The organism is Bifidobacterium sp. ESL0800, from assembly GCF_029395355.1.
Taxonomy (GTDB): domain Bacteria; phylum Actinomycetota; class Actinomycetes; order Actinomycetales; family Bifidobacteriaceae; genus Bifidobacterium.
In genome coordinates this window covers 358,069-370,223 of the sequence record NZ_CP113913.1, presented here as the reverse complement: position 1 = coordinate 370,223, position 12,155 = coordinate 358,069, and the positions used below count along the sequence as shown (strand labels likewise).

The following is a 12,155-nucleotide window of genomic DNA, read 5'->3' as shown; positions in this document are numbered from 1 at the left end:
CAATCCATCGTCTTTCTATTCGTCGTTACTTCCAACACAAGGCAATCAGCCGACGATCCCGTCTTTCAGCTCGACCCCCGCTTCGGCCATTTCCTGGCGTGCGCTCACGCCCTGATCCTCGCTCACCGGTTCGGTCATGTCCTCGAACACCGTGACACTATAGCCCAGCTTCCTGGCATCGAGCGCGGTCTCCTTGACACAATGCGATTCGGCCAGACCGACCACATCGACATGGTCAACACCAGCGTCCTTCAACCCCTGGGCCAGCGTCTTGCCGTCCTTCTGCATCGTGGCGAACTCGGCGCGCGTCTGCACACGGTCGGTGTTGTCTTCGATGCCCTCGAAACCAGAATATGCCGAGGCATATTGCCCCTTCTTGAAATGATGTTGAACGCCAAGCGCGGCAATCTGCGGCATCAGCTCGGCATTCGGTGTGCCCGCCACACCGTGTTTCGGCCAGGAATCCACGAAATCGGGGTGGTCGGAGAAATGCGAGCCCGGCTCGATATGCCAATCCTGCGTGGTAGCGACATAAGTGTAATCATCGCCATGCGCCTTCACGTATTGCGCAATTCGTTCGGCCACCGCGGTGCCGCCCTCGACACCGAGCTCCCCTCCTTCGCAGAACGTGGGCTGCACATCCACAATGATCAATGCCTTGCCTGCCATATCGACTCCTGTCGTCACATGAATCCAAAACTTTCGAATTCTCAAACAACCCTACAAAGAATGCTCTGTTTGCACAACCAAACGCGAATCGCGCCATTCAGCTCTTGAAATCGTCTCCGTCAATCCGCTTCAGTGCATCCTCGACGCTGACGCACAGATCCGGAAAATGCCTGATCAGATCCTGATCGCCGGTCACCACCATATCGGCACCTGCCTGACGAGCCGCGGCAATAATCAAGTCATCTTCGTAATCAGGATGCGCAGAACGTAATTTCAGCGCATTTTTGCAAACCTCACCGTCAACAGCAGCGACTTCGCAAACCTCAATGATTGATTGAACACTGTTCCAACCAATCTGGGCGACAAGCTGCTGGACGGTGGCCTGTTCAACACCTGCCATGGCATCTTTGAACTCCCGTTTGGTGTTGACTTTCACAATGTAATCGACATCTTTGAGCGACAATGACACGCACATAGGATTCAAATTCAAATCGGCGCAAGCGTCCATGAGCTTCAACGCTGCAGACTCCCGCAACGAACGATGCATGACGATATCGATAAGAATATTGGTATCAAATACAATATTGTGTTTGGTCCCTTTTATCATACTGCCACGCTTTCTGCCACGCTTTCTCGGATATAATCCTCATATCGCTGTTCGTCCGCATAATCATGCAGCTCTTTGGCGGACATCGACTTGAATGGATCGTCACCACGCCCGATAAGCCCCATATCTTGCAACGTTCGTGGAACCACTCCGCTCATATTGTCGATCTTCTGAAGTTTCTTGCGTTTTTCGAGCTCCCGATCTTTTTTCTCAGCAGCCGTGTCCAAATCGGGAATCTCTCCAGAATCCTGGATGAAGTCCCACAACTCGCGGATCACAGAACTCGGAGTCTTGCCGATACGCTTCAGTATCTCGTCAACTTCGTCTTTCAAATCGGCATCGATACGAATGTTCATCTGCACCATCGTCATGGCAACTCCCTTTACCCCGGACAACCAATCCTCACAGCTATATAATATATTATATGTATAGCATTATAAATGTCAAATCAATAAAGAAGGCATCATCCAGACCGGTTTTCATTGAATTTCATCCGATAAAAGTCATACGCTATACGCGATATACAAATATGTCAAACGAGCCAAGTTGACCTTGCACAGGCAACACATCAACAGTCGAAATCAGCAACCGAACCGCGAACCGTCACCAACACCGAATCACAAATGTGATATATTTGCAACATAGTGATAAATACATCACTTCACGTGCAGCCAAGAACGGTCCGTAACCGCCGGAAAGGAACCGAAGATGCCAACATCGTCACATCGTTGCAACCCCAACAGTTGGTCGCTCAACCAGATTCGCCGAGCGCAATTCGCCGGTATGTTGCTTGCCACCCTTGTCTCGCTTCCCGCAATATTTTTCCCCGACACTTGGCTTTGGCGGCATTGTCTCTGCATGCTCGGATTCATCATTCTGACAGGAATCGATGTCGCCCTCAACAAGCTCATTTCACGTGGACCGAACGGTGTGTTCACCTTGGGATTGAACGACTCTGCGGAAAACAGACTGAAAGACGAGAGCGCGCTGCTCCATGAGAATCAGGCGAATACCATATCCATTTTCATTCTGTTCCTAGTGCTCATCTGCATCGCCATGATCAACCAGTTTGTGCTGAACAACTGGCTGCGTTTCAACGTTTATCTTCTGCTTTTCCTTGTCTCATTGATGGCGACGTTGCAGCTAGGCTGTTATCTCTATCTCGAACACCGAGACCTGAAGGCCGCCGATGCCAAGGCTTAATACCACACTCAAACAGGTACGGCAGAACGCCGGCATGACACAATCAGAACTTGCCGTGTTGGTCGGTGTACGGCGCGAGACCATCATCCGGCTTGAAGCCGGCGCATATAACCCATCGCTGAAGCTGGCACTTGACATCGCCCACGTCTTCGATACCACTGTTGAAAAACTATTCTCTTTCGACGAATGAAACACGCCAAAGAGCACGGACGCAACACGCGACGATAACAAACCTTCAGCATCATCTTGGTATCGATAGTGTCCATTTCCATAGGTCAGAGGCGGAATTATCCTTGTTAATATGAATTACCGCGAAACCCAACCCGAACGTACCGATCTGCCTCTGGTCGTCATCCCCTCGATGTTCGCGGCCATGGCCCAGCCGCTCGCCACCGGCATGCGTATCCTGCGCAACGTCGCCCGCGTACGCACCTACCACGATTTCGACATCGAGCCAGAAACCATCCTCGAACGCTGCAAAGACGCCGATATCGTCGTGGTCATCGGCTTCCACGTCACCGGCGACCTGCTCGAGCAGTTGGGCAGCCACGTGCGCTGTTTCGTCTTCGGAGGCACCGGCGTCGCCAATTTCATCGACCTGAAACGTACGCGGGAACTGGGTATTCGCGTGTGCAACACCGTCCACTACGGCGACGAAACCGTTGCGGAATATACGTTCGCGCTGATTTTCGAACTGGCACGCTCCGTCGGCGCCATGGATCGCGGCATCCGGGAAGGCAACTGGAGCGGGCTGGAAGGCACGTCGCTGAAGGACAAGACCATCGGCCTCATCGGTTTCGGCGGCATCGGCCAGACGGTCGCCCGCATCGCCTACGGCTTCGGCATGCACACCCTGGTCTGGAATTCGCACGTCAACGCCGCCACCGCGCGCTCGTTGGGTGCAACCAGAATCGAAAGCATCGGCGAGCTCATGGCGCATTCGGACATCATCAGCGTCCATCTGCCCCTGAACGACGAGACGCAGGCGGTCATCACCGCCGACGACTTGGACCAGCTGAAATCCGACAGCTACTTCATCAACACCGCCAGAGCCGAAGTCATCGAACCCGGCGCGCTGGCAGCCCGACTCGACCGCGGCGACATCAAGGCCGCCATCGACGTCTACGACAAGGAACCGCTGCCGGCCGACGACCCGCTGCGCTCGACGCCCCACACCATCCTCACCCCGCACGTCGCCTGGCGTGCCGACGACGCCTACCGCGACCTCTCGCGCCAGATGGCTCGTTCCATCCTCGCCTTCTGCAACGGCGAGCGCTTCAACGTGGTGGAGTAGATACCGACTTACAGCGACGCAGCAGCAACCAGCTCGCGGGTGTAGTCGGCTTTCGGGCAGTTGAGCACGTCATCGGTGGCACCGCTTTCCACCACCTTGCCGTTATGGAGCACGACGATGTGGTCGGCGATGTGCTGCACCACGCCCAGATCATGCGAGATCATGACGATGGCCGTTTCCGGACGCGACTTGCGGATGGCCGCAAACGCCTCGAGAATCTGCAGACGGGCCGCCACATCGATTGCGCTCATCGGCTCGTCGGCGACGATGAGCTTGGGATCGGTGACCAGCGCACGGGCGATGGCGACGCGCTGAGCTTGCCCGCCTGAGAGGTCGACGGGGTATCGATTCAGGAATTCGTCGGGATCGAGACCGACCAGCGTCAAGGACTCGCGCACTTTTACATCGATATTCTCTTCATCGTTGTTGGCGCTATTCGCACTGTTCGTCCGTATCTTGCCCTGTATTTTCAACGGCTCGGCCACGGACTTGGCCACGTTCCAACGCGGGTCGAGCGAGGAGAACGGACTTTGGAATATCAGGCTCGATTCGCGTCGCAAAGCCTGGTATCCCGCGGATTTTAGGCCTTCGACCGGCTTGCCTTCAAAGCTCACCGTTCCCGAAGTCGGCCTGTCAAGCCCGAGCAAGATCCGGGTCAGCGTAGACTTGCCCGAACCCGATCCGCCAATCAGCGCGAGACACTCCCCCGAACGCACCTCGACGTCAACACCGTCCAACGCAATCTGCCGGTCCTTGCCTTTTCCGAAAGTACGGCTTATGGCGCGGCCGTTCAGCAATATCTCCCGTTCAGTCATCGCGATCCTGCTTTCGCTGCAATGTCAGCTCTCGTGCCGCGCCGACCAGTTTTTCCGTCTGCCCGGCTTGTGGATTTTCCAACAGTTCGGCGGTCTTCCCCGATTCGATGATTCCACCTCCGTCGAGCACATAGCAACGCGTGGTGGCGCGGGCGAGCACCGAGAAATCGTGGGTGATGAAGAGCATCGAGGCCCCGGCCTTGTCGACGAGCGTTACCAGCAGGTCGACGATCTGACGCTGGGTGATGGAATCGAGCGCCGTCGTGGGTTCGTCTGCGATGATCAGACGCGGCGAGGTGATCAGTGCCGTGGCGATGCCGACGCGCTGCTGTTGGCCGCCGGAAAGTTCGCTGGGATATTTCCTCGCTGTCGCCTCATCGAGCCCGACCTTGCCGAGCATCGCGGCCACGCGTTCCTGCCGATCGGACTTGTGCAGATCGTAATGGAGTTTCAGCGGCAGTTCGATCTGTTTGCCGACGGTCAGGACCGGATTCAGGGACGTCGCAGGATTCTGGAATACCACGCCGACATAGCGCCCGCGCAAATCGGCGAGTACGGTTTCAGGCGACCCGACAACCTGCGTGCCGTCGAGCGTAACGGAACCTTTCGCGGTTGCATTCGCCGGCAACAGACCGAGCATCGCCTTGGAAATCATCGATTTTCCGGAACCGGACGAGCCGATCAGGCCCACCCGCTCGCTGTCGCCGATATCGAGATCTACACCGCGCACAATCGGCTTACCACCGATGGCAACGCCAAGGTTCCTGACTTCAACGCTCATGGTTCGCCTTTCCGTCGGGAAATTCGGCACCGTTCCTGACGTAATCTGCAGATCTGCCAGCAACAAAACGAGATGACACCGTTGCTTCTGTTTGGGAAACCGCCATTTCAGGACCTCCTCAATTCCGGATTCGCAACGGGATCGAGGGCGTCGCGCAGCACGTCGCCGAAGACGTTCAGCGCCACCACCACGAGCGTGACGATGAGGCCCGGCCAGAGCACGGTCAGCGGATAGACGTTGATGAACTTGACCGACGTGGCCAGCGAATGGCCCCAGCTCGGCACACCGCTCGGCACGCCGACGCCGAGGTAGGTCAGCCCGCTTTCGGCAAGCACCGCGGTGCCGGCAGAGAGCGAAAGCTGGACCATAATGGTCGGCATCGCGTTGGGCAGGATATGGTGCACCATCACAGAAAAGCCCGAAGCACCATACGAAAGCGCGGAACCTACATAGTCGGAATTGGCCGCCAGCAACGCCTGCGGCCGTGCTATACGCGCCAGATTGAGACCGTAGCCGATGCCGCAGGCGATGACGATAACCGCCACCGAAGCCCCCATCGGAACCGCGAGAATCAGGGCGATCAGCACGGTCGGAATGGAAATCAGCGCATCCACCGCAACCACCGAGATGTTAGAGAGCGCCGTGCTGCGCGAAACCATCGCTCCGAGCAGCACGGTGCCGAGCGCTCCGGCAACAACCACCGCAAGGACAGCGATGAACAAGTTTGTGCGAGCCCCGGCCATCAGCCAGCTGAACACGTCTGCCCCGGTGCCGTCCGTGCCGAGCCAGTGAACCGACGACGGCTTGGCCCAAACATGGTAGCCGTCCGTCGCCCACAGCGATTGCGGGGTCCAGATCAGAGAGACCAGCGAAACCGCCACCCACAACGCCAACACGACCAGCGCGAACCTGCCTTCGCCGCGTCGCCACATAGAACGCAATACAATACCGGCTTTGCTGGAATGGTGCGTTTCCGAATCGGTCGATACGTTCTGCGAATACCGGATCGCCATTGTTTCGCCGGAATCAGTACGGTCTTGTTGCGTATCCATCGGTTCCTCGCTGATTCGATTCGTATCGTGCGCGTCGTATTCGTCGTTTCCTGTCATTGCGCACCTCTCTGCGTGGCGTGCTTCAAGCGCGGGTCGAGCAGACGATGCAGCAGGTCGACCAGGAAGCCGACGAAGAGGAAGAACGCGGCCAGCATGAAAAGCTCGCTCTGCACCGCGATCAGGTCGCGGTTGCCGAGGTCGGTGACCAAGCCAGCACCGATGCCGGGCAGCGCGAAGAGGTTCTCGATGACCATGACGCCGGTGATCATGCCGGCGAACATCAGCCCGACCACACTCACCAGCTGCGGCGTCGCCAGTCGCAGCCCGACTTTGAGCGCGGCCTGACGTCGCGTATAGCCGCAGGCCATCGCCTGGTCGATATACCCGCTTTGCATCACGTCGCCCAGCGCCGAACGCGTATAGCGCATCAGGCTTGCGCCGTCGATGATGCCGACCGTCAACGCCGGCAGCACCAGCGAGACCAGTGCCGTTCCGAAACTGCCCCAACCCGTCTCCGGAAATCCTTGCGACGGCAAGATACCCAGCAATCCGGTGCCGCGCCCGAAGAGCAGAATCAGCAGCAGACCGCCCCACAACGCCGGAATGGCACCGCCGACGATAGCGACGAAATGAAAGACCGAACGCAACGCCGGTCGCGTGGCCAGCGTGGCCACCACCCCAAGCGTCAGACCGATGGCGAGCGCCACGATGAGCCCCAGCACGATCAACGGGAAGGTGACGGCGGCGCGCATGGCGACCATCGAACTGATCGAACGGCCGGTGAGCAGTGACGTGCCGAAGTCGCCGCGCAGCAAACCGCCCATCCAGCTGAAATACTGCACCGTCAGCGGCCGGTCGAGTCCCATCTGCGAGCGCAACTGTGCCACACGCTCCGGCGGCGCGTTCAGCCCGGCCATCACGCTGGCCACATCGCCCGGCAGAATGCGCAGCGCCGCGAAGATGACCACCGAAATAGCGAGCAGCGCCGCCACAAACAGCAGAAAGCGCCGAATGACGAATCGCATCTACTCACCTGTTCCTTCCCGGATCACATTTCGAAACAAACATCTGCAATCTTTTCTCGGATCCTGTGATTAACTTTGCACATATCTTTCCTATACAGCGATAATCACGTTTACAAGTCACATTCCGTGATTAACTCTGCATATACATCGCAGATACAGCGATAATCACATTTTTGCGGCATATTCTGTGATTATCGCTGCATGAACACTCATTTTGCAGAGAAAATCACGATTCCGCTCTCTATGCCCTAATTTTCGTCCCATTCTCATCGTGAATCATGAACCACTTGTCGCACACCCTATACAGCCCGCTACTTGCCCTCCGCCGTGTACGTCACCCCGTAGAGCGGCAGCAGCGTCTGGTTCAGGTTGAGCGGGAAACCGTGCACGCCTTTTTTCATCGCGGTGGTGATGCGGTAGTTGAACAGCCAATCCGCCGGCGCGTCGACGCTCACGACCCGTGCGGCACGAGCCAGCAACGCATCACGCTGCGAATCACTGGAAGCCGCCATCGCCTGGTTGTAGTAGTCCTTGACCTTCTGGTTACTGTAGTTGTAGTAGTACGCGTCGTTGACCCACTGCGCGAAATCGTGGCTTTCGTTGTGGTCGACCAGGGAGAGGTCGTAGTCCTTGTTCTTCAGCACGTCCTGCAGCCAGGTCGAGAACTCGACCACGTTGACCTTCAGATCGATGCCGATGGGTTTCAACTGGCTGCGCAGCTGGTCACCGAGCTCGGTGCCGTAGGTGTTGGCGTAGGTCAGCCGCAGCGTCAGCGGATGGTCGGGCGAGTAGCCGGCTTGTTTCATCAGCGCCTTGGCTTTCCCGACGTTGTGCGGGTAGAGGCCGGTCAGGTCCTCATAGCCCGGGTCGAGCGAAGGAATCGGCCCGCCCAGCGGCTTGTCGGCCCCGCCGCGCGAGGCGATGAGCTGCTGGTGATCGATGGCGTAGCGGATGGCCTGACGCACGCGCACGTCCGAGGTCTTCTCGCCTTTGGAATTCATGGCGAGCACGTATTTGTCGGTGTCGTCGCCCGCGGCCACGGAATAATGCGCAGCGTCCTTTTCGAACGGCTCGGCGAGGTTTTCGGTCACAGGCGCCAGCACATCGACATCCCCGCTTTTCAGCGCGTTGACGGCCGCGTTGTCATCGTTGAGATAGCGCAGCACGACGCTCGGGGTCTTGGCCTTGTGGCTGCCCCAGTATTTCGGATTGGCCTTCAAGGTGATGGAATCGTTCGGCACGAACTTGGCGACGGTATACGGCCCGGAGCCCACGGCCTGCGTCTTCATGTCATAGTGGGCGTCGCGATCGAACACGAGTCCCGGCCGGCAGGCCAGCTCCCACAACAGCTCGGCGTTGGGCGCACTCAGGTCGAGCCTGACGGTATCGGCGTCCACGGCGGTCACGGATTTGAAGTTCATCAGCGATTCGGAATCGTGATAGTGCTTGGCGACCAGTTCGTTGATGGACCACGCCACGTCATCGGCGTCAAGCTTGTCGCCGTTGGAAAAGGCCATGCCCTTGTTCAAGTGGAAGGTATAACTGGTGCCGTCAGCGTTCTTCTCCCAGCTTTTGGCCAGTCCGGGGATGACCTTGTTCTTCGAATCGCGCGCGACGAGCCCTTCGTAGACGTTGCCGACCAGCACCTGATCGAGCGCGGAGCCGGACTGGTTGCGGATGTCGAGGTTCGTCGGCGCAAGCTTCAGCCCGATAGTGACGGTTTCGGCTTTGTGTATCTCTGCCACTCCGGTGTCAGCTTTCCGATTCCTGATCACCGCAAAGGCGACGATCAATGCCACCACGATGACCGCCGCGACAATCGCCCAGATCCAACCTTTTCCCCTGCCGTTTCCGCCGCTGCTATTTCCTCCGATGCCACCAGCGGCCCCCTTGACATGTGCGTTGAGCGTCTCATCGGTGCTGGCCGCGTTGTTCGCATTGACCTTGACACTCGAGTTATCGCACGCTTCTGCGTTCACGCCGGAGCCCCCAGCGTGAGCAGAACCGCCTGCAACATTCACGCTGTCGCCAACAGCATGAACCGAACCATCCAGAGCGTTCGCCGCCGTCCTGTTGGTGTCGTTGCCTGTTACGTTCTTGTCGGTTGCGTCGTTTTCGCCGTACGCACCTGGATTGGTAGGCATACATTCCTCTTTGATAGAAATCATTGAATTCGCTAGCCGCCTTCACAGGTCGACTGCAATTGAACATCATACGAATACCGATAGATTTACGCCGCCGGCAGCGTATGATGGAACCCAAGACGAAAGGCGATACGGCGCACGAACCAAGCGCCGCAACATACGCCGGTAAACTCCAAGGGAAACGGACGAAAATGCTACTCGCGATTGACATCGGCAACACGAACATCGAAATCGGCGTGGCTTGCGACAGTTCCCCCGACACTGCCATCACCGATACATGGCGCATCACCACCAAAACGTTCCGTACCAGCGACGAATACGGCTTGCTGCTGCTTCAATTCCTCGATTCAGGCGGATACGCCCCCGATGACGTCGAGGATGTCATCATCGCTTCCGTCGTCCCTCAGATCATGCATTCCTTCCGTTCCTCGATCGTCAAGTTCCTCGATATCGATCCGATCATCGTCGGCCCCGGCGTCAAATCAGGACTGTCCATCCGCATGGACGACCCGAAATCTTTGGGTGCGGACTGCCTGGCCGATTGCGTCGGCGCATACGCGATATACGGCGGCCCGGTGCTGGTAGCTGATTTCGGCACGGCTACCACCTTCAATTATGTGGACGGCAACAAATCCATCACCGCCGGGCTGATCAGCCCGGGACTGCAGACCTCCATCAGCTCCTTGGTATCCGGTACGGCCCAGCTGCCCGAAGTCGAGATCACACGGCCGGCCTCGATTCTTGCCAAAGGCACCAAAACAGCGATGCAGGCAGGCCTATATTACAATTTCCTCGGCGGCATCGAACGCACGATCAGCCAGTTCCACCGCGAAATAGACGAGGATTTCAAGGTGGTCGCCACCGGTGGCCTCGGCTCGGTGTTCAAAGACGACACCGAAGCCATCGACGTCTACGACCCCGACCTCATCTTCAAAGGCATGTCCGTCATCTATCATCTCAACGCCTAGCACGGATGAGACGAATAGGACGTATAGATAAGGTGCATAGCACGCATCCTTATTGCAGGCTGAAGCCCTGATTCGTGCCGTATTCCTTGATGTCCTTCTGCCATAGCCCGATTCCCTGCATCAGGGTGATCTTGGGACCGGGATCCTGCGGCAAGGTCAGCGGACTGCCGTCAGGATTGGTCTGCCCGGCGTCGATCCGGTCCTGTACCTTCTGCACCGAACGTGCGGCGTTCGCCCACTTATAGGACTGACCGACCGTCCCCTTGAAATCGCCTCGCGCGTAGACTTCGAAGGGAAGATACTGATAGCCGACCGACACGTTCTCGGCGGCGCGCGAAAGCACACGGTTGAACTGCTGCCCGCCAAAATACGGTATGTCGATGCCACGCGAGTCCCGAACCGTGGTCTTCGTCAGAAACGCGCGGCTGTTCAATGTCGCTTTGTCCGCGGGAAATGCTCCGCCGTCGACACGTTTGGCGATGCCGGAACGGTCGAGGCAGACGTAACGGATGAAGCGCATCGCCGCCTCGGGCTTACGGGTCAGATGCAGCACCGCGAGCGCCGAACCGCCATTCTCCGAATTGGCACGCGAGCCATCGGCCGTCGGCATTTGCCCGACACGCCAGAGCCCCGCGCTGCCCGGCACGTCGGAGAGCAGCAGCGAAGGCATCCACGCCCCGGTGAACACGGAGGCGACGCTGCCCGTCGCAAGCGCGTTCTTCCAGCCTTCCGACCACGTGTTGAGCTGGGTGTCGACAAGCCCTTCGTCGATCATCTTCTGCCAGAACGTCGTGAAATCCTGGGTGCCTTTGTCGTCGGCGAGATTCACGGTGACGGTTTTGCCGTCACCGGTGGTGTGAAACGGCCGTCCGCCGTTAAGCCAGATCATCGCATTGTAAAAGCTTGCGTCACCGGAATCGGCGGCAATATAGACGCCTATCGCCTTGAGCTTTTTGGCCGCCTCGTAATAGTCGTTCCATGTGTGGATCTGCGAGGCGTCGACACCGGCCTGGCGGAAAACGTCGTCATTGTAGAAGAACGCCATCGGCCCCGAATCCATCGGCACCCCGTAAACCTGTCCGTTGACGTGAACGCTCGACCATGTGCCGGGCGTGTAATTGTCGCCGTAACCTTGGGTCGCCTCGGTGATGTCACGCAGCTGGCCGCTCACGGCGTACTGCGGCAGGGCGAAATACTCGAGCTGCACCACGTCCGGCATATTGTAGCCGTCCTGGATGGCGGAATTGAGGTTGTCGTAACCACTCGTGGACTTGATGTCGACACGGATATCGGGGTTGGCTTTTTCGAAATCCCTGGCCTCGGCCTGCATGCTCGGTTCCCACGACCAGACCGTGATCACGGTGCGGTTGTCCTGAGTCCCGCAGGCTGCCGTCGCCGCAAGCATCAGCGAAGCGCACATCGCCGCAAGCAGCCTCAGATGCCGCCGAACCCTGCTCATTGTGCCCCTGTCGTCAATCCGTCGTTCATTCAACGACAAGTCTACCGTCACCTTGGGAACCGTCGGAAGCGCGACATAAAAAATGTTCCGCGGACCCAATTGAACAATCATTCGGGTCCGCGGAACATCATCTATCGT

General features: G+C 58.0%; 13 protein-coding genes. 4 read left to right on the top strand and 9 right to left on the bottom strand.

Translation table 11 applies throughout. From position 1 onward, the window contains the following. Positions 1–45: 45 nt before the first annotated feature. The 3 genes from OZX75_RS01530 to OZX75_RS01520 form a co-directional block, all read right to left on the bottom strand. Positions 46–669 carry an isochorismatase family protein gene (locus OZX75_RS01530; protein ID WP_277146501.1) on the bottom strand — a complete coding sequence of 208 codons (624 nt, stop codon included), beginning with the start codon at positions 667–669 and terminating at the stop codon, positions 46–48. A 97-nt stretch (positions 670–766) separates the two neighbouring features. Continuing rightward, positions 767–1,276, bottom strand: coding sequence for a type II toxin-antitoxin system VapC family toxin (locus OZX75_RS01525; RefSeq protein WP_277146500.1), 510 nt, complete (start codon positions 1,274–1,276; stop codon positions 767–769). Next, a complete protein-coding gene (locus OZX75_RS01520) occupies positions 1,273–1,647 on the bottom strand; it encodes a type II toxin-antitoxin system RelB/DinJ family antitoxin (protein ID WP_277146499.1) in 375 nt (124 codons plus the stop codon). The genes OZX75_RS01525 and OZX75_RS01520 overlap by 4 nt, the downstream gene beginning before the upstream one ends. 337 nt (positions 1,648–1,984) lie before the next feature. On the opposite strand from OZX75_RS01520, the gene OZX75_RS01515 reads away from it, so the two are divergent. The 3 genes from OZX75_RS01515 (at position 1,985) to OZX75_RS01505 (ending at position 3,773) form a co-directional block, all read left to right on the top strand. Next, the gene (locus OZX75_RS01515; protein WP_277146498.1) at positions 1,985–2,479 is read left to right on the top strand and encodes a hypothetical protein; all 495 of its coding nucleotides are present in this window, start codon (positions 1,985–1,987) and stop codon (positions 2,477–2,479) included. Beyond that, a complete protein-coding gene (locus OZX75_RS01510; RefSeq protein WP_277146497.1) occupies positions 2,466–2,669 on the top strand; it encodes a helix-turn-helix transcriptional regulator in 204 nt (67 codons plus the stop codon). The genes OZX75_RS01515 and OZX75_RS01510 overlap by 14 nt, the downstream gene beginning before the upstream one ends. Positions 2,670–2,780: 111 nt before the next feature. Further along, on the top strand, positions 2,781–3,773 hold the full coding sequence (locus OZX75_RS01505; protein ID WP_277146496.1) for an NAD(P)-dependent oxidoreductase: 993 nt from the start codon (positions 2,781–2,783) through the stop codon (positions 3,771–3,773). Positions 3,774–3,781: 8 nt separating this feature from the next. Here the strand turns inward: OZX75_RS01505 and OZX75_RS01500 are convergent, their stop codons facing one another. From OZX75_RS01500 to OZX75_RS01480, 5 genes are all read right to left on the bottom strand, one after another. Next, positions 3,782–4,588, bottom strand: a complete 807-nt coding sequence (locus OZX75_RS01500) for an ABC transporter ATP-binding protein (protein ID WP_277146495.1) — start codon at positions 4,586–4,588, stop codon at positions 3,782–3,784. Continuing rightward, the gene (locus tag OZX75_RS01495; protein ID WP_277146494.1) at positions 4,581–5,369 is read right to left on the bottom strand and encodes an ABC transporter ATP-binding protein; all 789 of its coding nucleotides are present in this window, start codon (positions 5,367–5,369) and stop codon (positions 4,581–4,583) included. Before OZX75_RS01495 ends, OZX75_RS01500 begins: the two co-directional genes overlap by 8 nt. 107 nt (positions 5,370–5,476) lie before the next feature. Continuing rightward, on the bottom strand, positions 5,477–6,301 hold the full coding sequence (locus tag OZX75_RS01490) for an ABC transporter permease (RefSeq protein WP_277147581.1): 825 nt from the start codon (positions 6,299–6,301) through the stop codon (positions 5,477–5,479). 173 nt (positions 6,302–6,474) lie between these two features. Continuing rightward, a complete protein-coding gene (locus tag OZX75_RS01485; protein WP_277146493.1) occupies positions 6,475–7,446 on the bottom strand; it encodes an ABC transporter permease in 972 nt (323 codons plus the stop codon). A 311-nt stretch (positions 7,447–7,757) separates the two neighbouring features. After that, positions 7,758–9,590, bottom strand: a complete 1,833-nt coding sequence (locus tag OZX75_RS01480) for an ABC transporter substrate-binding protein (RefSeq protein ID WP_277146492.1) — start codon at positions 9,588–9,590, stop codon at positions 7,758–7,760. Between the two features lie 191 nt (positions 9,591–9,781). On the opposite strand from OZX75_RS01480, the gene OZX75_RS01475 reads away from it, so the two are divergent. Beyond that, on the top strand, positions 9,782–10,558 hold the full coding sequence (locus OZX75_RS01475) for a type III pantothenate kinase (RefSeq protein ID WP_277146491.1): 777 nt from the start codon (positions 9,782–9,784) through the stop codon (positions 10,556–10,558). A gap of 49 nt (positions 10,559–10,607) precedes the next feature. On the opposite strand, the gene OZX75_RS01470 is transcribed toward OZX75_RS01475, so the two are convergent. After that, positions 10,608–12,017, bottom strand: coding sequence for an ABC transporter substrate-binding protein (locus OZX75_RS01470; RefSeq protein ID WP_277146490.1), 1,410 nt, complete (start codon positions 12,015–12,017; stop codon positions 10,608–10,610). Between the last annotated feature and the right edge of the window lie 138 nt (positions 12,018–12,155).

Excerpts from the sequence above, each read along its gene's own strand:
- OZX75_RS01515 (WP_277146498.1), top strand. The coding sequence starts at position 1,985 with ATGCCAACATCGTCACATCGTTGCAACCCCAACAGTTGGTCGCTCAAC.
- OZX75_RS01510 (WP_277146497.1), top strand. The coding sequence starts at position 2,466 with ATGCCAAGGCTTAATACCACACTCAAACAGGTACGGCAGAACGCCGGC.
- OZX75_RS01485 (WP_277146493.1), bottom strand. The coding sequence starts at position 7,446 with ATGCGATTCGTCATTCGGCGCTTTCTGCTGTTTGTGGCGGCGCTGCTC.
- OZX75_RS01505 (WP_277146496.1), top strand. The coding sequence starts at position 2,781 with ATGAATTACCGCGAAACCCAACCCGAACGTACCGATCTGCCTCTGGTC.
- OZX75_RS01520 (WP_277146499.1), bottom strand. The coding sequence starts at position 1,647 with ATGACGATGGTGCAGATGAACATTCGTATCGATGCCGATTTGAAAGAC.
- OZX75_RS01480 (WP_277146492.1), bottom strand. The coding sequence starts at position 9,590 with ATGCCTACCAATCCAGGTGCGTACGGCGAAAACGACGCAACCGACAAG.
- OZX75_RS01530 (WP_277146501.1), bottom strand. The coding sequence starts at position 669 with ATGGCAGGCAAGGCATTGATCATTGTGGATGTGCAGCCCACGTTCTGC.
- OZX75_RS01495 (WP_277146494.1), bottom strand. The coding sequence starts at position 5,369 with ATGAGCGTTGAAGTCAGGAACCTTGGCGTTGCCATCGGTGGTAAGCCG.
- OZX75_RS01470 (WP_277146490.1), bottom strand. The coding sequence starts at position 12,017 with ATGAGCAGGGTTCGGCGGCATCTGAGGCTGCTTGCGGCGATGTGCGCT.
- OZX75_RS01525 (WP_277146500.1), bottom strand. The coding sequence starts at position 1,276 with ATGATAAAAGGGACCAAACACAATATTGTATTTGATACCAATATTCTT.
- OZX75_RS01490 (WP_277147581.1), bottom strand. The coding sequence starts at position 6,301 with ATGTGGCGACGCGGCGAAGGCAGGTTCGCGCTGGTCGTGTTGGCGTTG.
- OZX75_RS01500 (WP_277146495.1), bottom strand. The coding sequence starts at position 4,588 with ATGACTGAACGGGAGATATTGCTGAACGGCCGCGCCATAAGCCGTACT.
- OZX75_RS01475 (WP_277146491.1), top strand. The coding sequence starts at position 9,782 with ATGCTACTCGCGATTGACATCGGCAACACGAACATCGAAATCGGCGTG.